Source organism: Streptomyces sp. 35G-GA-8, assembly GCF_023534745.1.
In the GTDB taxonomy this organism is placed as follows: domain Bacteria; phylum Actinomycetota; class Actinomycetes; order Streptomycetales; family Streptomycetaceae; genus Streptomyces.
Genome location: NZ_JAMHJQ010000006.1, coordinates 424,912 through 444,624, shown reverse-complemented (window position 1 = coordinate 444,624; position 19,713 = coordinate 424,912). Strand labels below are relative to the sequence as shown.

15 protein-coding genes are annotated in these 19,713 nt (G+C 70.5%); 5 read left to right on the top strand and 10 right to left on the bottom strand.

Going from position 1 to position 19,713, the window contains the following annotated elements; genetic code table 11:
* The first annotated feature begins 61 nt into the window (after positions 1–61).
* Complete coding sequence (locus tag M1203_RS16130; RefSeq protein ID WP_249950384.1) at positions 62–1,333, top strand: cytochrome P450; 1,272 nt, start codon at positions 62–64, stop codon at positions 1,331–1,333.
* Between the two features lie 58 nt (positions 1,334–1,391).
* Positions 1,392–2,030 carry a GNAT family N-acetyltransferase gene (locus M1203_RS16125; RefSeq protein ID WP_249950383.1) on the top strand — a complete coding sequence of 213 codons (639 nt, stop codon included), beginning with the start codon at positions 1,392–1,394 and terminating at the stop codon, positions 2,028–2,030.
* Positions 2,031–2,144: 114 nt separating this feature from the next.
* Here the strand turns inward: M1203_RS16125 and M1203_RS16120 are convergent, their stop codons facing one another.
* Complete coding sequence (locus tag M1203_RS16120; protein WP_249950382.1) at positions 2,145–3,113, bottom strand: aldo/keto reductase; 969 nt, start codon at positions 3,111–3,113, stop codon at positions 2,145–2,147.
* 277 nt (positions 3,114–3,390) lie between these two features.
* Between M1203_RS16120 and M1203_RS16115 the strand changes: the two genes are divergently transcribed.
* Positions 3,391–4,719, top strand: coding sequence for a cytochrome P450 (locus tag M1203_RS16115; RefSeq protein ID WP_249950381.1), 1,329 nt, complete (start codon positions 3,391–3,393; stop codon positions 4,717–4,719).
* 40 nt (positions 4,720–4,759) lie between these two features.
* Here the strand turns inward: M1203_RS16115 and M1203_RS16110 are convergent, their stop codons facing one another.
* The 3 genes from M1203_RS16110 to M1203_RS16100 all read right to left on the bottom strand — a co-directional run bounded on the left by M1203_RS16110 (position 4,760) and on the right by M1203_RS16100 (position 10,591).
* Entirely contained in the window at positions 4,760–4,975 is a 216-nt protein-coding gene (locus M1203_RS16110; protein WP_249950380.1) for a hypothetical protein, read from the bottom strand.
* Positions 4,976–5,137: 162 nt separating this feature from the next.
* Positions 5,138–8,656, bottom strand: coding sequence for a phosphodiester glycosidase family protein (locus M1203_RS16105; protein WP_374403092.1), 3,519 nt, complete (start codon positions 8,654–8,656; stop codon positions 5,138–5,140).
* Between the two features lie 258 nt (positions 8,657–8,914).
* Complete coding sequence (locus M1203_RS16100; protein ID WP_308404876.1) at positions 8,915–10,591, bottom strand: SpoIIE family protein phosphatase; 1,677 nt, start codon at positions 10,589–10,591, stop codon at positions 8,915–8,917.
* A 162-nt stretch (positions 10,592–10,753) separates the two neighbouring features.
* Here M1203_RS16100 and M1203_RS16095 point away from each other — a divergent pair, with 162 nt between their 5' ends.
* Positions 10,754–12,541, top strand: coding sequence for an ABC transporter ATP-binding protein (locus M1203_RS16095; RefSeq protein WP_249950379.1), 1,788 nt, complete (start codon positions 10,754–10,756; stop codon positions 12,539–12,541).
* 168 nt (positions 12,542–12,709) lie between these two features.
* Positions 12,710–13,003 carry a chaplin gene (locus M1203_RS16090; RefSeq protein WP_249950378.1) on the top strand — a complete coding sequence of 98 codons (294 nt, stop codon included), beginning with the start codon at positions 12,710–12,712 and terminating at the stop codon, positions 13,001–13,003.
* A gap of 95 nt (positions 13,004–13,098) precedes the next feature.
* Here the strand turns inward: M1203_RS16090 and M1203_RS16085 are convergent, their stop codons facing one another.
* The 6 genes from M1203_RS16085 to rhaS form a co-directional block, all read right to left on the bottom strand.
* Complete coding sequence (locus M1203_RS16085) at positions 13,099–13,962, bottom strand: tyrosinase family protein (RefSeq protein ID WP_249950377.1); 864 nt, start codon at positions 13,960–13,962, stop codon at positions 13,099–13,101.
* A gap of 54 nt (positions 13,963–14,016) precedes the next feature.
* Complete coding sequence (locus tag M1203_RS16080; RefSeq protein WP_249950376.1) at positions 14,017–14,571, bottom strand: tyrosinase cofactor; 555 nt, start codon at positions 14,569–14,571, stop codon at positions 14,017–14,019.
* A gap of 215 nt (positions 14,572–14,786) precedes the next feature.
* Positions 14,787–15,845, bottom strand: a complete 1,059-nt coding sequence (locus tag M1203_RS16075; RefSeq protein ID WP_249950375.1) for a glycoside hydrolase family 19 protein — start codon at positions 15,843–15,845, stop codon at positions 14,787–14,789.
* Positions 15,846–15,979: 134 nt separating this feature from the next.
* A complete protein-coding gene (locus M1203_RS16070; RefSeq protein ID WP_249950374.1) occupies positions 15,980–17,005 on the bottom strand; it encodes a LacI family DNA-binding transcriptional regulator in 1,026 nt (341 codons plus the stop codon).
* A complete protein-coding gene (locus M1203_RS16065; RefSeq protein WP_249950373.1) occupies positions 17,005–18,429 on the bottom strand; it encodes an L-fucose/L-arabinose isomerase family protein in 1,425 nt (474 codons plus the stop codon). Before M1203_RS16065 ends, M1203_RS16070 begins: the two co-directional genes overlap by 1 nt.
* A gap of 150 nt (positions 18,430–18,579) precedes the next feature.
* Complete coding sequence (rhaS, locus tag M1203_RS16060) at positions 18,580–19,665, bottom strand: rhamnose ABC transporter substrate-binding protein (protein WP_249950372.1); 1,086 nt, start codon at positions 19,663–19,665, stop codon at positions 18,580–18,582.
* Positions 19,666–19,713 lie beyond the last annotated feature (48 nt).

Here is a 19,713-nt window from a genome sequence, read left to right as displayed (position 1 = left end):
TGATCAGCCTTGTCGAATGCGCGCCGCACGCCGGTGCGGTGCGTGCCAAGGAGACCGCCTCATGAACCATCCCTCCCCGCTCCCCGCGCCGCCGGAGTGTCCGGCCCACTCTCCGGGCGCGGAGGTGCTTTCCCTGTCGGCCGCGACCGGCGCGTCCGAACCCCGCGAGGTCTACCGCAGACTGCGCGAGCAGTGGGGCAATGTCGCCCGCGTCGAGCTGGAACCGGGCGTACCGGCCTGGCTCGTCATGGGGTACCGGGAGTTGCTGACGATCACCCGGCAGGAACAGGTCTTCTCCCGCGACGCGCGCAACTGGCGCGATCTCAACGAGGGGCTCGTTCCGCCGCATTCGGGGCTGCTGCCGATGATGGCCTGGCGTACCAATGTCATCGGCGCGGACGGTCCCGAGCACCGTCGGCTGCGCCAGCCGCTGGACGACGGTGTGGCGCGGATCGACCAGCGCAGGGCGCGCCGCCAGGTCCAGTCGGTGTGTACGGAGTTGATCGCGTGCTTCTCCCAGCAGGGCCGGGCGGATCTGGTGAACGACTACGCCACGATCGTGCCGTTGCTCTCCATCGCGTCCCTGTTCGGCCTGGACAGCGCGGAGGGCCAGGAGCTGCTGCGCGCGCTCATCGCGCTGTTCGGCAGCGCCGACGACTCGCAGGACGGCAACCGCCACTTCGAGGAGATCCTGGTCGACGCGTTGCGCCGTCGCCAGGAGTGCCCGACCGACGATCTGACGACGGCGTTCATCAACCACCCCAATCTGCGCAACGAGTCGGAACGCATCCAGTCGATGGCGGTGATGATCTCTTCGGGTACCGAGGGCGTCAACGCGTGGACATCGCTGACGCTGCGGCTGATGCTCACCGATCCGCGCTTCGCCGCCCGGATGCACGGCGGCCGGCTCGGTGTGGACGACGCCCTCGACGAAGCCCTCTGGCGCGACCCGCCCATGAACAACATGCCCGCCCGCTACGCACTGCGCGACACCGAACTCGGCGGGCGCCGCATCCGCCGCGGCGACGTCCTCATCCTCGGCATCGCAGCCGCCAACGACGACCCCGCCATCCGCCCCGACGACACCGCGGGAGAACCCGGCAACCGCGCCCACCTCGCCTTCTCCGCCGGCCCCCACGTCTGCCCCGCACAAGTACCCGCCCGACTCATCACCCGCACCGCCGTCAACACGGTCCTGCACCTGCTCCCCGACATGAGACTCGCCATCCCCGCCGAGGAGGTGGCCTGGCATCCCTCGCCGTGGACACGTATCCCGGTCTCGCTTCCGGTGGAATTCTCGGCGGCCCGGATTCCGGCTCTCGTCAGCCGCTGACGGGGCCGTTCAGGGGGCCCTTGTGGGAGCGCTCCCGGCACTGGCACCATGCGTTGCTGTGCCGCCTCTCCTCGCCACCGCCACGGTCCGCGCCTATCGCCCCGAGGACCTTCCCGCGCTTCACGACATCTGCGTACGCACGGCCGACGCGGGCGGGGATTCCCGGCATCTGTATCCGGACCCGGACCTGATGCCGAGCATCTTCGCCGCGCCGTACGCGGCGCTGGAGCCCGAGCTGACCTTCGTTCTCGACGACGGCCGGGGCCGGGCGGTGGGTTATGTCCTCGGCACCGCCGACACCGCCGGCTTCGTGAGCGCGTTCCGCGAGGAGTGGCTGCCGCGGCTCGCCGGCCGCTATCCGGTACCGGCCGGCCCTGCCCGCACCCCGAGCGAGGAGATGATCGCCCTGCTGCACCGGCCGGAGCGGATGATCCTGCCCGAACTGGCCGCTTATCCCGCCCATCTGCATATCGATCTGCTGCCCGTCGCACAGCGCCAGGGGTTTGGCCGGGCCCTGATGTACACGTTCCTGCGCGCCCTGGGTGACCGGGGAGCCGGCGCCGTCCATCTCTCGATGGTCACCGCCAACACCTCGGCCCGGGCCTTCTACGACCGGCTCGGCTTCCATGAGATCGCGGTGCCGGATCCCGGCCCGCTCACCTGTCTCGGGCGCTCGACCTCACTCGACGACGGTTGAGCGGACGGCTCGAACCGGGCACCGTCGACCGGCTCCGGGGGGTACGTACTGTTCCGCGACGAGCCCGGGGAAGACGCGCGCGGCACGGATGACCACGCCGTTGTTCAGGTCCTGTCAGCTGCGGGGAGCGGCCTCCCGGTCGCCCGCCGCGACACCGTGCGGCGCCGCCGCGTCGATCGCCGCCAGATCGCCTGCGGTCAGTTCGATCCCGGCCGCCTCGGCGTTGTGCTCCAGATAGGCGCGCCGCTTGGTGCCGGGGATCGGTACGACCCGCTGCGCCAGCAGCCAGGCCAGCGTCAGCTGGGTCGGGGTGACGCCCTTGGCCTCCGCCAGCTCGGTGACCTTGTGGACGACCGCCAGATTCGCCGCGATGTTCTCCTCGGTGAACCTGGGCAGACCGCGGCGCGCGTCGTCGGGCGCGAGATCGTCGCGGCGCCTGATCTTCCCGGACAGGAAGCCGCGTCCCAGCGGCGAGAACGCGACGAACCCGATGCCCAGCTCCCGTACGGTCTCCAGCACCCCGTTGTGCTCCACATCCCGGGTGAACAGGGAGTACTCGGACTGGAGCGCGGTCAGCGGATGCACCGCGTGGGCCCGGCGGATCAGATCGGGGCTCGCCTCCGAGACACCGATGTACCGCACCTTGCCCGCCCGCACCATCTCGCTCATCGCCCCGACGCTCTCCTCGATGGGGACGTTCGGGTCGACGCGGTGCAGGTAGTACAGATCGATGACATCCATGCCGAGGTGCCGCAGGGAGCGGTCCACCGCCCGGTGCGCGTACGCGGCGCTGCCGTTGTGCCCGTGCGGCGTGCCGTCGTCGTCGAACTCGGTGGCGAACTTGGTCGCGATCGTGATCTCGTCACGTCGCTTGCCCAGGGCGCGTCCGATCAGCTTCTCGTTCTCGAACGGGCCGTACGCCTCGGCGGTGTCGATATGCGTGACCCCGATGTCGACGGCCCGGTTGAGCGTGGCGATGGCTTCCCGCTCGTCCCTGGGGCCGTACCAGACGCTCATGCCCCTCGCGCCCAGGCCCTCGGCGGAGACGGTGAGGCCCTGTGAACCGAGTTTCACGGTTTTCATGACGAGGAAACGCCCTTTCGGTAGAAGTCGGTCTTCCGTACATCCGGCTGCGGCCGGCAAACCGGACTCATACCTCCAGCGTCCACCCTGGAGCGCTCCCGGGCAGGCGGAACGCGCGCCCCCACCGTCGGAGGGGCCCGTCGGCCGGGCCCGTCGGAGGGGCCCTGTCCCGATGGGGCCCTCTGGTACGGATCGCGGCCGGGCGCTTTGCTTGTCGGGTCCCGTCGTCTCCGCCCTTCCCGTCCCGCGGCCTTCCACTCCCCCGAGGAGCCCTGCCATGACGACTGTGCCCGTACCCGGTCCGCCCCGACTTCCGTTACTCGGGAATCTGCCCGCCTTCGCGCGTGATCCGCTCGGCTTCTTCACGCGGCTGCGCGGCCACGGTGACCTCGTCGAGTGGCGGCTCGGCCCGCAGCGCTCCCTGTTCCTCTCCCGGCCCGAGCACATCGGGGAACTGCTCACGGGCATCGAGAGCGAGTTCCGCCACCCCGAACTCGGCTGGGCGTTCAAGCTGGTTCTCGGCGAGGGCGTCGTCACCTCGGAGGGGCCCTCCTGGCGCCGCAAGCGCGCCCTGGTGCAGCCCGCCGTCCGCCCCCGCCAGGTGCGGGGCTACGCGGAGACGATGACCGACTGCGCGGCCACACTCGCGCGGTCCTGGCGGCCCGGTCAGCGTCTCGATGTACGGGACGAGATGCTGGGGCTCACCCAGCGGATCGCCGTACGGACGCTCTTCGGCGCCGACACCGCGGGGCGCGAGTCCACGATCGGACCGGCGATGGACATCGCCCAGCGGGCGATCGGCGACGAGTTCCGGGGCGTCACGCTGTTTCTGCCGCCCTGGCTCCCCACCCCGGGCCGCCGGAAGCTGAGGAGGGCCGTCGCCGTCATCGACCGCGAGGTGGCCCGGGTCACCGGGATACGCCGCCGGAGCGGCGAGGAGCGCGACGATCTGCTGAGCCGACTGCTCGCGGCCAGGGACGAACAGGACCGGCCGCTCACCGACAAGGAGATCCGGGACGAGGCGGTCACCCTCTACATCGGCGGGCACGAGACCACCGGCACCACACTCACCTGGGCCTGGTATCTGCTCTCCCGCAGCCCGGAGGCGCGGGACAGGCTCACGCGGGAGCTCGACGACGCCCTCGGCGGCCGGGCGCCGGGCCATGACGATCTCCGGCTGCTTCCCTGGACCGAGCAGATCATCAAGGAGACGCTGCGGCTCTTTCCCCCGGTCTGGCTGATGAGCGGGATCGCCAAGGAGCGCTCGACGGTGGGCGGTCATGCGGTCGCGAAGGGCACCGTGGTCTGGTCCAGCCAGTGGAGCGCCCACCGGGACGCGCGCTGGTTCCCCGACCCGGAGGCGTTCCGTCCCGAGCGGTGGGACGCCGACGTGGCCGCCGCCGTACCGGACCACGCGTGGTTCCCCTTCGGCGGCGGTTCACGCGCCTGCCTCGGGGCCAGATTCGCGATGGTGGAGGCCGTCCTCGTACTGGCGACGCTCGCGCAGCGCTTCCATGTCGACGTGGACAAGGGCGAGATCCCGCCGCGCACGGGCCTCACCCTCCAGCCGTCACGTCCCGTGCGCGGCACACTGCGCGCCGTCTGAAACCGCCGGAAACCGCCGGAAACCGCTGCGGGTCGCGGCGCTAGAGTCCCCGCTTCTTCGCACTCTCCGCGGCCGCGCCCATGGCGAGGCCGGCCACGATCAGTACGACGGACACATAGATCTCATAGCCGTCGAAGTAGTCCATCCTCGCCACCAGCGACCAGAGTGAGAACCACCCGTCCGTCCATTCGTGCAGCAGTCCTCCCACGCCTTGGGACAACAGGAGGAAACACAGGATTCCGCATACCGTCTTCACCCCTGGAGGCTAGAAAGGGCAAGCCCGGCAGGGCTATTGGCCTTCAGGAGCGGCCCCCGCGACCAAAGTCGCGAGCGCGGTCCCGCTCCCCCGTCCCAAAGTCGCCGCGTACGGTGGCCCGGCGTCCGGCCGGCCGGACGCCGGGCCACCGTACTCATCGGGTCAGGCCGCGGGCGCGACCGTCTCGGACGTTCCGGCGGCCGTCGCCGCGATCCTGATCTCCTCCCGCCGCGTGACGCCGTTGACCGTCACCGCGAGGACGACCGTCCCTGGCCGCAGCGCGGTCAGGGTGCCCGTCGCCGGGTCGAAGACCGCCGCGTGGCGGGAGCGGGCGCCGTTCCGGTCGCCGATACGGAGGTTCGGGGAGCCCGTCCAGTCGGCGCTGAGCGGGAAACCGACCGGGACGGCCCTGGTCCCCTGGGTGACGGTCGCCGTGGCGCGGGCACTGTGCCCGGGGGCCAGCGCGGTCGGCACGTCCAGCGTGAGCGCGTCGGTGTGCGCGCGGGTCCCTACGGAGACCCAGTCGGGGCCGCCCTTCCACGGAGCCAGCCGCGCGGCCGACTGTGCGCCCCGCGAGACCTGGTCGACCCCGACGAGGGACCATCCGGTGAATCCGCCCTCGCCCGCCGGGGCCGCGGGTGCCTTGCCGGAGTTCCCGTTGATCAGATACGGCACGCCGTCGACCCGTGAGGCGTCGAAGACTCCGACATGGCTGCCGATGAGCGCCGCGCCCTTGCCGGTCGTCCGGCGGAAGTCCGCGAGCCACTGTTCGAGGAGGGCCGCCTCCTTGCGGTCGCTCAGCTCACTGGCCTTCTGGACGGTCGGATCGCGTGGCGGTACGTGCTCGATCACCATCACCGAGCGGACCCGGTCGTCCTTCGCCGCCGCGTCCAGCTGCTCCCGTACCGCCTTGATCTGCGCCAACCCTCCGCCGCGCAGCGTCAGACTCGATGTGTCGAGGGTGAGGAAGCGGGTCCCCCGGTGGTCGAAGATCCGCTGGGCGGGGCCGAACCGGTCCACGAAGTTCTTGATCGTGCCGCCCATCACCTCGTGGTTGCCCGGTACGTAGTACCAGGGCAGGGCGTCGCCCAGTTCCTCGGTCAGCAGTGTCCCGGCGAAGGCGAGATCCGCCGGAGATCCCTCGTCCACCAGGTCGCCGTTGATGACGAGGAAGTCGGGCTTCGCCGCCTTGATCTCGCGCAGCGTACGACGTGCCTGGGCCACGATCGCGCTGTCGGGGTCACGGGCGACGAACTGGGCGTCGGACATCACCGCGAACCGCCAGTCCCTGGCGTCAGTGCCGGCCGCCGAGTCGATCAGCGGATCGGCGGGGCGCGGCTGCGCGGGCAGCTCCACCGTGGGCGGCACCTGCGCCGTCAGTCCGTCGATCACGATCTCGCCGGTGTACTGCTTGGTGGCGGCGGTCTCCGCGAGATAGAAGCGGTACACGCCGAGCGGCGTCGCGGCTCCGGCCGGCACGGCGAAGGTCACCTGCCGCCAGCCGGTCCAGGTGACGTACGGGCCGCGCAGCAACTGGTCGGAGCCCGCGGCGTCCTTGAGATGCAGGGTGGGCCAGGCGCCCTTGCCGTCACCCTTGATCCAGAGCGTGAAGGACTGCGGCTGGCCGGGCACCGGGATCGGCCGGGGCGGATTCGCGTACGCCGCGCGGGTGGCGGTGGAGCGGGTGAAGTCGTACGTGAGGGTGAGCCCGGTGCCGGTCTGCCCGTCCGGGGTGGCCGAGACCGAGCCGTCCGCGCGTGCCTGACCGAAGGTCCAGGACGCGGCGTCGTCGAAGGCGGAGACCGGCTGCTCGTCCAGCCCGACACTGACGGCGAGGACCGTCGTGCGGCCGCCCGCCTCGACGGTGACACGCCCGGCTCCGCTGCCCGTCAGGGACTTGACGGTGAAGGAGCCCCGGCCGTTGTCGGTGACGGAGAAGAGCGAGCGGTCGTAGTCGAGCCGTATGTCACGGGGTTCGATGGGTGCGCTGGTGCCGTGGGCGTCGAGGCCGACGATGCCGAAGGTGCCGGTCGCCGTGGTGTCCGCGAGTCCGACGCGCCGGGTGGTGGGCTGGAGGCGGTCGAGCCGGTCGAGGACCGTCAGCTCCATGCCGCCGCCGGCCCGGCCGCGTTCGGCGCGTACCTCGGTGGTACCGCTGTCGCGCGCGGTGAACACGCCGTCGGCGTCGACGCGGCCCACCGAGGACCGTACGGCCCGCCAGTGCGGAGCGCCCGACGCGGGCCCGTAGGTCTCGTCGTATCCGGCCGCGGTGAGCGTCCTGGTCAGTCCGGGGAAGACCCGCTCGGGGTGGCCGCCCTTGACGGGGTCGACGCTCGGGGCGCCGCTCGCGGGGGTACGGGGCTCGACCCAGAAGCCCTTGAGCCGTCCACTGCCGTCGGGCGCGGTGAGGGCCAGGCCGTTGGGGACCGTGCGCTCGCTGCCGTCGGAGGGGCTGTTCTCCACGCGCAGCACGTCGCTGCCCGGTGCGCGGGCGACCAGCGTGGACGAGCCACCGCCATCGAGGTTGAGCGCGCTGTGGGCACCGGCGCGCAGCATCATCAGGCCCAGCTCGGTGAGGGTGACGCCCCCGCTGTCGGCCTGCCGGCCGTCGACGGTGATCACCTGCATGGTGCTGCCGTCGCGCGAGAACCCGACGGCGGTGCGCGGCGCGGCGGTGTTGTTGCCCTCGCCGTCGTGGTTCTGCGCCACGCCGTCGACCACGAGGAGTTCACGGCCGCCGACCGCGGTCCGCGGGACGGATCCGCTGTCGGTGCGCGGCCGGTATTCGAGGGTGACCGGGTCGCCGGGGCGCAGCGCCCGCAGCGCCTCGGCGCCCGCTTCGCGGCCGACCAGGACGGTCGTGCCCTCGGCGATCGCTCCGATGCCGGGACGGTCCGCCACGGAGACGACCTTGCCGTCCCGTACGGCGGCCTCGGCGACGGGGGTCGCCCGGTCCACGGTGAGCGCTCGGTCCGCCACACCCCACCCCGCGTTGTACGCGCCGATGCCGCCGGCCGGCACATTGGCCGCGTTGTAGGCGTTCAGCGCGCGCGGTCCCGAGGGGAGCGTCACGGTGCCGTCGAAGTACAGCTTCAGGAGGCGTCCGGCGTTCCCGGGGCCGATACCGATGGCCTGGTTGACGCCGGGCGCGGGCGAGTGCGTGACCTCGCCGTCCGCGATGCCGGGGCCCTGGGGCGCGCCCGTCTCGTTGATGTCGAAGAAGTCGGCGTTGATCGCGGCGACGGTACGGCGTCCGGGACCGGCGTCATGGCCGGCGGCCAGTTCCGAGACCGTGCGGCGGTCGGAGACCTTGCCCGAGGAGAGGTAGTCGGCCTGGGCGCCGGTGCCGTCGAGGTCGACGGAGAGGGCGTCCACGCGCAGCCACTTGTCGGATTCCAGCCGGTCGTACGAAGTGAGCCGGACGCCGGGGGCGATCGGGCGCGAGGCCCGCGCGGTCTCGATGCCGTCGCCGTCGGCGACGGTTCGCGGGGTTCCGGTGGATCTCGGGTCCGCGGTGGCAGCGCTCGCGGGTGGTGGCGCGACCGGCCGCAGCACCTCCGCGGCGGTACGGGGTCGGGGGTCGGGGGTGGAGTCGGCGGAGGACGGGGATACCGCCCCCACCGTCAGAGCGGTCACGGCCGCGAAGAGCACGGCGGTCCGCCCGGCGATGCCTGGGCCCACAACTTCTCCTGGAAGACGGTGGATACGCGTGGCGTGTGCGATGTCGGCCGCCAGCATTGCCGTGCGCGGACCAATGAACCAGGGGTTCGTGGGGACGTCGGGGAGAACACGCGGTGACAGGGGGGATCGGGGCGTCGGATCCGGCCGGGTTCGGACGCCACCACGGCGTCAGAATCGCTGCGGCCACGGGGAGCTGTCCGGCCGTGGGAGTCTGCCCGGCCGTGGGAAGCTGTCCGGCCGTGGGAAGCTGTCCCGGCGTCAGACGCCGTCCCGCCGCAGAAGCAGCAGGGCCATGTCGTCCCCGCCGCTCCGCTCCCGCTCCACCGCGAACAGCAGGTCCGCCAGCTCCTCCAGATCCGCCGGGCCCGTCCGTACGGTCTCCCTGAGCCCTTCCAGGCTCTCGCCGAGATCGATGCCCGGCTGCTCCACCAGCCCGTCGGTGCACAGCAGCAGCGTCTCACCGGGCCCCAGCACCCCGGTGGTCACCGGATAGCTGACCCCGCCGAGCTCCGGGAACTCCGTGGACAGTCCGAGGGGCAGCCCGCCCGATGTCTCGATCCAGTGGCAGCCGCCGTCGGCCCGGCGCACCAGCGGGTCGAGATGGCCCGCCCGTACGATCCGCAGTTCTCCGGTCAACAGGTCCACTTCCACGTAGGTGCAGGTCGCGAAGCGGTCGGTGCCCAGCTCGCGCAGCAGGGCGGAGGCGCGGGCCATCGCCGCGTCGGGCGGATGCCCTTCGGCGGCGTACGCCCAGAGCGCCATGCGGAGCTGGCCCATGACCACGGCCGCGTCCGTGTCATGGCCCTGGACATCGCCGATCGTCAGGCCCACCCGGTCGCCGGGCAGCGGAAGCACGTCGTACCAGTCACCGCCGACGCTCCGGCCGAGTCGCGCGGAGCGGTAGCGGAAGGCGCTGCGGGCGCCGGGGACCTCGGGGACACGCCGGGGCAGCATCGCCCGCTGGAGATCCTCGGAGAGACTGTGCTCCTGCTCGTAGAGGATGGCGCGTTGCAGACTCTGCGCGATTCCGCTGGAGAGCGCGACCAGGAGATTGCGTTCCTCGGCGGTGAAGCCGCCGTGCCGGGGGTAGAGCAGCCCCATGGCGCCGATCATCCTCCCCTGGGCGATCAGCGGCAGATAGGCGCCGGAAGCCACCGACAGCGGCTCCACATGCGGCCAGAGCAGCGGGTAGGACGACCGGAAGTCCTCGCGCGAGGTGATGAAGCGGGGCCGCTGGGTGCGTACCACCTCGCTCATCGGGAACTGCCCGTCGATCCGGGTGTACTTCAGCTCCGGCACATACGACCCGGCCCGGCCCTCCGCGATCGTCCGGATCCGGCCGCCCTCCACCACGCCCAGCATGACGCTCACGGCCTTGAGATGGCCGAGCGCCTCCTCGTCCCGCAGGACGTCGAGGACGTCCTCGACGGTCTCGGCGCGGGCCAGCAGGACGGTGGTGCGCTCCACCACCCCGGCCATCCTGCGCCGAGCCTCGTGCAGATCGCTTCTGGTGGCCACCTCGGTCAGCTCGTGTTCCGCGTTCCGTAGGAGGCCGATGATCCGCCGGGGCCGCCCCGCTCCGTCATAGGCGATATGCGCCTGGGCGCGGGCCCAGTGGCGTGATCCGTCGCGCCTGACGATCCGGAAGTAGGCCGCGACCTCCGCCGAGCCCTCCTTGAGCGCACGCGCCAGCATGCTCTTCAGCCGGGCGGCCTCGGACAGCGACAACCGGCGGGCGAGGCCGCGCGGACTGCCGTCGTACTCCTCCGGGCGAAGGCCCAGGATCTGGAGGGCGGGCACGTTCAGATGCAGCAGCCCGCTGTCGATGTCCCAGTCGAAGCTTCCCATGCGGTTGAGAGCGAGGCTCAGGTCCGGATGGGCGGGCCAGTCGTCCGGCAGCGACACGGCAGCCGGAAGTGCGCCCCGATCAGCCATGGAGCCACCATCTCACCGATCGGCCCGTCCCACTCCTTGAGCGGCTGCCCGGTCCGGGGGCGAGCGGCGAAGAAAGCGCTTCCCCCGGGGAGCGCGCCGGAGGAAACTGGGTGTCTGCAATCGAGTGCGCGCTATCGCTGTCGAAAGAGGACTCCGCTCTCCATGCAGAAATCCGAATCCGCCCCGCGTCCCAGTCCACTGGACCATCACTACTCCGGGGAGCATCCGCTCCGCACTCTCGCCTATCTCTTCCGGCCCGACCGCCACCGGCTGTCCCTCGCGGTCCTGGTGTTCGCCGTCAAACACATCCCGGTCTGGCTGCTCCCCCTGATCACGGCCAACATCATCGATGTGGTGGTGGATCACGGCCCGGTGTCCGAACTCTGGTACAACACCGGGGTCCTGGTGTTCGTCCTCGTGCTGAACTTTCCGCTGGCGCTGCTGTACGCGCGCCTGATGAGCTCCAGCATCCGCCGGATGGGCCGCGAGCTGCGCTCGGCGCTCTGCCGCCGGATGCAGTACCTGTCCATCGGCTACCACGCCCGGGTCAGCGCGGGCGTCCTGCAGACCAAGGTCGTACGGGACGTCGAGAGCGTGGAGCAGATGACCCAGCAGAGCGCCGACATGGGGCTCGGCGCCATCATGACGCTGATCGGCGGACTGGCGGTGATCGGGTACCGCGCCCCCGTCGTACTGCCGGTGTTCCTGGTCGTCGTGCCCCTCGCCGCCCTGCTGGTACGCCGGCTGCGCTCCCGGATCCGCAGCAACAACGAGGAGTTCCGGCTGGAGATCGAGCAGCTCTCCTCACGTGTCGGTGAGATGACCACGCTCATCCCGATCACCCGTGCCCACGGTCTGGAGCGGACCGCGCTGCACCGCGTCGACCACACCCTGGAGCGGGTGCTCTCCGCCGGGTTCCGGCTCGATCTGCTCAACGGCCGCTTCGGATCGCTCTCCTGGATCCTGCTCAACACGATGGCGGTCGGCTGTCTCTCGGGGTCGGCGGTCGTCGCGTACTACGGATGGCTGGGGCTCTCGGCCGGCGACGTCGTGATGATCAGCGCCTTCTTCACGGCGCTGACCGCCTCGCTGACGACCCTGATGAATCTGACCCCGATCATCGCCAAGGGTCTGGAGTCGGTGCGTTCGATCGGTGAGGTGCTTCAGGCGCCCGACCTGGAGAGCAACGAGGGCAAGGCGTCCGTCGACCGTATCGGCGGGCGCATCGACTTCCAGGAGATGGGTTTCCGCTACCCGGAGGCGACGGAGCACTCGGTGCGCGGTTTCGAGCTGTCCGTCCGGCCGGGCGAGACCATAGCCCTGGTCGGTGCGTCGGGCGCGGGCAAGTCCACGATCCTGAATCTGCTGATCGGCTTCATCCGGCCCACCGAGGGGCGGATACTGCTCGACGGGACCGACATGGCCTCTCTGGATCTGCGCACCTACCGCCGTTTCCTGTCCGTCGTACCGCAGGAGTCGATCCTCTTCGAGGGAACCATCCGGGAGAACGTCACCTACGGTCTGGAGGGCGGCGCCGACGAGGACGCGCTGCGCGGGGCGCTGCTCGCCGCGAACGCGATGGAGTTCATCGAGCGACTGCCCGACGGCCTCGACACGGTGGTGGGGCAGCGCGGCGCCCGGCTGTCGGGCGGGCAGAAGCAGCGGCTGGCGATCGCCAGGGCGCTGATCAGGGATCCCCGCATCCTGGTGCTCGACGAGGCGACCTCGGCCCTCGACAACACCTCGGAGGGGCTGATCCAGGACGCGCTGTCCCGTCTCGTACGGGGCCGGACGGTGTTCGTCGTGGCGCACCGGCTGTCCACCATCCGGAACGCGGACCGCATCATCGTGATGGAGCGGGGCCGCATCGTCGAGGCCGGCAGCCACCATGAGCTGCTGGCACGGGGCGGGGCGTACGCGACCACGCTCCAGCCGAGGCGTTCCGGCTGAGGACGCCGCTCAGTCGGCGGACTGAGTCTGCTGCGCTGACCAGGTGACGTTGGGAGTGATCGGAACCGGATCCCCGAATATCCGTTACCGGGCGTGAATCGGGGCGTTGAAGGGGCGTGAGGCCGCACATCGTGCGGCTGTGCTCCAAACGGTTCAAGGAGATTCTTGATGTCGCGTATCGCGAAGGCAACAGCTGTTCTCGTCGGCACGGGCGCCGTGCTGGCCGGTGGCGCCGGTATGGCCGCTGCCGACGCCGACGCCCAGGGGGCCGCCATCGGCTCGCCCGGTGTCGTGTCGGGCAATGTCGTCCAGGTGCCCCTGCACATCCCGATCAACCTCTGCGGCAACACCATTGACGTGGTCGGTCTGCTCAACCCGGCGTTCGGCAACCACTGCGTCAACCTGTCGGGCGAGAAGCACCACAAGGGTGGCGAGCACCACGGTGGCGGCTACGGCGGCTGATCGCCGATGACGACGCGCGGCCCCGGAGTCGCGCGCGGTCGGTGAGGGACGGCCCCCCGTGTGTCCACGCGGGGGGCCGTCCCATGTACCGGGTGTCATGCTTCGTAGCGGTACAGGTCCTGGTGGTCGAGGAGTTCGGACGGCGTGACGTTCCAGGGCGGCATCGGTTCCACCAGACTGATCGCCCGGCCGCTCTGCGGATCTCCGGCGCCCAGCTTCGACTTCGGCAGATAGGTCGCCTTCGGGTGCTTGCTCCGCCAGCGGTCCCAGAGCAGATCGACAAAGGCGTGGTGGAGCCAGAAGACAGGGTCGTCGGGGGAGGAACCGCCGAGCATATGGCCGCCGATCCAGCGGTGGACCCGGTTGTGGTTGCACCAGGGCTCGTCGCCTCCTGACGTCCAGCCCTCCAGCCTGTTCCGGAAGCCGGAGGCCACCGTCGAGTCCCAGGGGGCCGCGTCGTAGACCTGCTCGTTCATCGCCCAGGCCAGCTCGTCCTCGGTGGGCAGTGCGACCGGGTCGGAGGGACGGCCGAGGTCGCGGGTGAGGAACTTCCCCTCCCTCACCCCGCCCCTGATCGTCCAGTTGCCCGACGTGTAGGCGAACGGACCGGTGACGACCTGCTGGTCCTGAGGTCGGCCGGTGCCTCCCAGGAAGTCCTCGGTCCAGGGTGAGGCGGTGGGTGTGTTGTCGGTGGTCCAGTCCCAGTACGGGACGCTCACCCTCGGGTCCACCCGGCGGAGCGCGCGCTCGAAGTCGAGCAGGAAGCGGCGGTGCCAGGGGAAGAACGACGGGGCCATGTGCGCGGCGCGCGGTCCGCCCTCCGCGTCGGAGGTGTGGTACTGGAGGTGCAGCCGGACGAACTCGTCGTACTCACCACGGCGTTTGAGTTCAACGACGGCGCCGACGAACCTCTTCTTCTCGGCGCTGGTGAGATTCCGCTGGTTCTTTCTGATGTACATCGGTGAGGCGGCCCTCCAGCCGTCGAATCCGGTGAGACGGGGTGGCTGGACGGGTCAGATGTGGTGGACCGGTCCGTCGAGGGCCAGTTGCGCGCCCCCGAGATCCCTGACCGCCGCACGGGCCGCCGCGAGCGGGGTCGGGAACGACTCGTAGTGGTTGACCACGCTCAGATAGCCGCCGTCGGCCCGCCGCGTCAACGGGAGCGGCCGGCCGTCGATCCGGATGTCGGGCGGGGACGGAGGCGACAGGACGGAGGCGTCCGGACCGGCCGCGACCGTGGTGACGGAGCCGGGGCGCGCGGTGCCCGAGCGCCCGATCCGGATATGCCGTCCTCGGTACATCTCCTCGAAGGCCCGGTCGTTCCCGGTCTCCGCGTTCCGTGCCGGGCCTCCGGCCACCGCGCCGACGCTCCCGCGCCCCGCTTCGAGGATGGGCGCCAACGCCCCGGAGGTGCCCGTGACCATGCCCAGGGTGAAGAGCGCGCGCAGCAGATCGCGTCGCGTCCTGGCGCGCCGTGACGGATCCGTCGCGGCGGCGCCCGGTGCGGGGGCCGCTATCTGTCCGGAGGGCCTTGTACGGTCCGATTCCGCCTGGATTCCCGCCTGCATGAAGGCCTTCCCTCGTCGTGCGCCGCTCGGTCCGGGCGACGGCTCCGTCACGCGGCGAGCGCGCGGGAACGGGCCGTGACCCGACTGGCTCAACGACACGGCGGCCGATCAGTTCTCCGGCGCGGAACCGGCAGGGGCCGGGAACGTTCGTACGTACGCGAAGGCCGGTCCGACGGTGGCGAACACCCTCGGACCGGCCTCTGCTCGGACGATGCTCAGCAGCTCAGATTGGACCCGGGAGTGGTCCCGAGGATCCCCACGAAGCGCTGGTAGTTGTTGATCCGGCTCTGCACCTGTCCGGGGTTGCCCCCGTTGCACTCGATGCTGCCGTTGATGCTGCGAATGGTCTCGCCGAAGCCGCGGCTGTTGACCATGGCGTTGTGCGGGGTCATCGTGCCGGGTCCGGTCTGGGTGTTCCAGTACCAGAGAGCCGTCTTCCAGGCCACGGCCGAGTCGTTCTGCACGAGCCAGGGGTTGTTGAGGAGGTCGATGCCGAGGGCGTCGCCCGCGGCCTTGTAGTTGAAGTTCCAGCTCAGCTGGATCGGGCCGCGTCCGTAGTAGGCGGCCTGTCCGGCGGGGCAGCCGTAGGGCTGCGAAGTGTCGCAGTAGTGCGGGTAGTTGGCGGTGTTCTGCTCGACGATGTGGACGAGCCCACCGGTCTCATGGCTGACGTTCGCCAGGAACGCGGCGGCTTCCTGGCGCTTGATCGTGTCGCTGCCGGTGTTCGCGAAACCGGGGTAGGCGCCGAGGGCGGCGGTCAGACCGCTGTAGGAGTAGAAGGAGTTCCGGCTCGGGAACATCTGGTTGAACTGGGCCTCGCTGACCACGAATCCGCCCTGTGGCGGCGGGGTGGTGCCACAGGTGTAGGGCTCCCAGTACCAGGTGCTGATGACCGGGTCGTAGCCCGGGTTGTCGTGCTCGGCCCGGTAGAACTTGCCGTCGGTGTACTTGACGATGTCGCCGGCGACATACGCGCGGCCCGCGACCCAGGCGGGATAGTCGCAGCTGCCGCCGGACCCGCCACCGGGGCTGGAGCCGTCACAACTGCCCTGGTCGGCCCAGACATCGGCGGTGCCGGGGGTCTCCCCCTGGGTCCACCACTTCGCCGACCAGTTGCGACCGTTGTACGAGGCGACATTTCCGCCGGTGTAGACGGCGGAGGCGGTCCAGCCGGGGCCGCAGGTCGCGGCGGAGGCGGTGGAGGCGGGCAGGAACACGGCGAGGGCGAGGGCCGAAACCATCGCCGTGAGGAGGGCAAGGACTCGCTGTCTCAAACGACTCACTCCTTCGCGCGAGCAGCCGCTGCCGGCGCTCGCCATGGGGGGTGAGGGAACCAAACCGGAATTGTGCGGACCCTGTCAAGGTCTAGACCAAGTCAGGGTCTGACGAACGCTCAGTTCCCGGCCGTTCACGGGTGCGTCCGGGCGAGCGTGGAGGCCCGCACCACGAGCTCGGGCTGCAGCACGATGCGCCGGTGCTCATGGCGCGCGGCGTCGTCGCCGGTCTCCTCGATGAGCAGATCCGCCGCGGCCACGCCCAGCCGGACGGCCGGCTGGCGCACCGACGTCAGCGGTACGGCCGCGGCGGACGCGAACTCTATGTCGTCGTAACCGACGAGGGCGACATCCTCGGGCACCCGTATCCCCGCGTGGTACAGCGTCTGCAGCACGCCCAGTGCCAGCAGGTCGTTCGCGCAGAACACCGCGCTCGGCCGGGACTCCATACCGAGGAGCCGCGCCCCGGCGTCCCGGCCCGCCGCGACATCGAGCCGCGCGGCCTCGATATGCCTCAGCGCCCCGGGCGGCAGCCCCGCTTCCGCGAGGGCGGTCAGCGCGCCCTCGCGGCGGTTGCGGCACTGCGCCAGATGCATCGGACCGCTGACGTACACGATCTCGCGGCAGCCGCGCCGCAGCAGATGGCGTACGGCCAGGGCGCCGCCCGCCACATCGTCGACGGAGACCGAACAGCCGTCCGCGCTGGGCACGATGCGGTCGACGAGGACGAACGGGATGCCGTGGCGCCGGAAGGTGTCGAGGTTGCGTCCGCTCATATCGGCCGGGGTGACCAGCACGCCCCGTACCTGCTGTTCGGAGAAGAGATTGAGGTAGGTGGCCTCCTCGGCGGGGCTCTCCGCGCTGTTGCACAGCATCACGCCGAGTCCGGCGGCGCGGGCGGAGCGTTCCGCGCCCGTGGCCACCGCCACGAAGAACGGATTGGCCATGTCGAGCACGAGCATGGCCAGAATACGACTGCGGCCCGCGCGCAACTGCCGCGCGGATTCGCTGCGTACGTAGCCGAGCCGTTCGATGGTGGCCAGAACGCGCCGGCGGGTCTCCTCGGTCACGGACTCGGGGCGGTTGATCACATTCGAGACGGTGCCCACCGAGACACCGGCCGCGCCGGCCACGTCCTTGATTCCCACCGGACGCCGCATCAGACGGAGACTTCCACGAGCTCCAGGCCGGTCAGCCCGGACAGCGCGCGCAGCTCGGGCAGCAGTGCGCCGGTGGCCAGCGCCCAGTGATGGCCGACCCCGCTCGCGCTCCAGGCGTCGGTCCACTCCCCCGGGTCGCAGCCGAAGTCGACACGCGAGGTGGTGTTGCCGATCTCCAGATGCGGGCCGGGGACGACCTCGCCCTCGGCGGCGACCAGCCGGTAGCGGCCGTCGCGGCTCTGTCCGAGCCCGACCAGCGTGACGGGTCCGTGCCGTACGTCGAACTCGACGGAGACCCCCCAGCCGCGCTTGCCGTGGTAGACGCCCAGCCCGCGCAGCAGGGGCTTGCGCGCGCTGATGGCGAGGTGCCCGGGGCCGTCGTGGCCCATCTCGACCACACCGGCCGTGAAGTCCAGGGCCTGGAGTTCGGTGAACGAGCCACCCGCGCCGAGCCGGTCGGCGACGAGCATGGCCAGGGAGGTGCGGAGTTCGTACTCACCGCAGGCCGGGACACCACGGGCGGTGAGCAGCGAGGAGCCGAGGATCATGCCCGCGCCGAGCCGTTCATGGATCTCGGCGTCGAGTCCGCGGTGGTAGTACGCGAGGGAGTCCAGGTCGAAGTCCTCGACCAGCCGGTCGAGGCCGACGGCGACACGGGCGGCCCAGCGAAGGTCCTCCTCGACCACGGAGTCGGCGAGTTCGAAGAGCGCCCGGGTCTCGTCCAGTTTGGCCCTGAGGTCGTCGTCCTCGACCTGCTCCACCCGTACCCGCAGATCGTCGAATTCGACGACCTCCACATGGCCGCCGAGATGGCCGGGGACCATGGTGAGGTCCGTGGACACGTCGTACATCCCTGGGTAGAGATGGCCCATCAGACCGTGCCGGCCGTTCCGCAGCACCGCGCGGACCCCGGCGGCGCGGATCCAGCGGCCGATGCGCTGCCAGGCGCGCTCGTCCTCCAGATGGCCGGAGACGGAGCGGAACGGCACGCCGACACGTTCGAAGGCGTTGGCCATCTCCGGCAGCGGGCAGGCGCCGCAGTACGCCAGCCACTGTCCGGTGTCGAACGAGGCGTGGTCCATGGCCGGGGTGGGCTGGAGGTTGATCAGCAGGACCGGCGCGCCGCTGCGCTGTGCGATGGGCACGAGCATGGTGGCCGTCATATAGGTGGTGAGGAAGCCGACGATCAGATCGCAGTCGGCGGCGCGCAGCTTTTCGGCGGCCTCGGCCCCCTGCTGGGCGTCGGAGATGAAGCCGACGTCGACGACCTCGGCGTCGAACTCCCGCATCCGTTCGGTGACTCGGTCCGCGGAGCGCTGGAGTTGCGGGAGCAGATCGGGGAACTGCGGCCAGTAGGCGCCGAGTCCCCCGGCGACCAGGCCGATCCTGGGCTTACGGGCGACGGCGGGGGTGCGTGTGGTCATGGCGGTTCCTTCGTGCCTCGGGACGGGGTGGTGCCTCAGGTCGGGAGCCGGACGTCGATCACCCGCGGGGGCGAGGGTGTGATGCCGGTCGACGTCCGGTGATACATGAACGAGACAACGCCGTCCCGGGCGACGCGGGTGTCGCCCCGCTCAGAAGTCGAACTTGTCGATGTTGCCCTTGTCGAAGACGGTCGGTTCACCGAGGATGATCTCGCCGTCCTTGCCGATGGTGTACTCACCGAGCTTGCCCGCCTTGAACTTCTCTCCCTCGGCACCGGTGATCTGACCGGAGGCCAGGGCCGCGGCCGCGTACGAGCCCAGATAGCCCAGCTCTTCGGGGTTCCAGAGCGAGAACTGCTCGACGGTGCCGTCCTTGACGTACTTGCGCATCTGGTTCGGGGTGCCCAGGCCGTTGAGCACGACCTTGCCCTTGTACGAGGAGTCACCGAGGTAGCGGGCGGCGGCGGCGATGCCGACGGTGGTGGGCGAGATGATGCCCTTGAGGTCGGGATACGCCTGGAGCAGGCCCTGGGTCTGCTGGAAGGACTTCTGGTCCGCATCGTCGCCGTACGCGACCTTGACGAGTCGCATGTTCTTGTACCTGGGCAGCTTCAGCTCGTCCTTCATGAACTCGATCCAGGTGTTCTGGTTCGTGGCGTTCTGGGTGGCCGAGAGGATCGCGATCTTGCCCTGGTAGCCGATCTGTTCGCCCAGGTGCTGGACGAGACTCCGGCCTATCTCCTCGGAGCTGGCCTGGTTGATGAAGAGCTGCCGGCAGTCCTTGGCGGTGTCCGAGTCGTACGCGACGACCTTGATGTCCTTCTTCATGGCCTGCTTGAGCGGGCCGCACACCGCGTTCGGGTCATTGGCCGCGATGAGGATGGCGTCCTGGCGCTGCTGGATCAGGGTGTTGATGTACGAGACCTGGGAAGAGGCGCTGGCGTCGGAGGGACCGACCTCCTTGCCCGTGGCGCCGTACTCCTCGGCGGCGGCGATACCCGCCTCGTCGACGATCTTCTCGTACGGGTTGTTGATCTGCTTGGGCAGGAAGGCGAGCTTGAGCCCCTTCTTGAGGGGGGCGTTCGGGTCGGCCTTCGCCGCGGTGCCCGCGTTCGTGGTGTCCTTCTCGGCGCTGTCCTTGGTGGTGCCGGAGCAGGCGGTCAGTGCGACGGCGAGGGCGCAGGCGGTGGCGGCGGTGACGGCCGCACGGCGTCGGGCTGCGATTCGGGTGATCATGGCGGGCGGATGCCTTTCGGGAGGTACGGCGGACTCGGGGCCATGCGG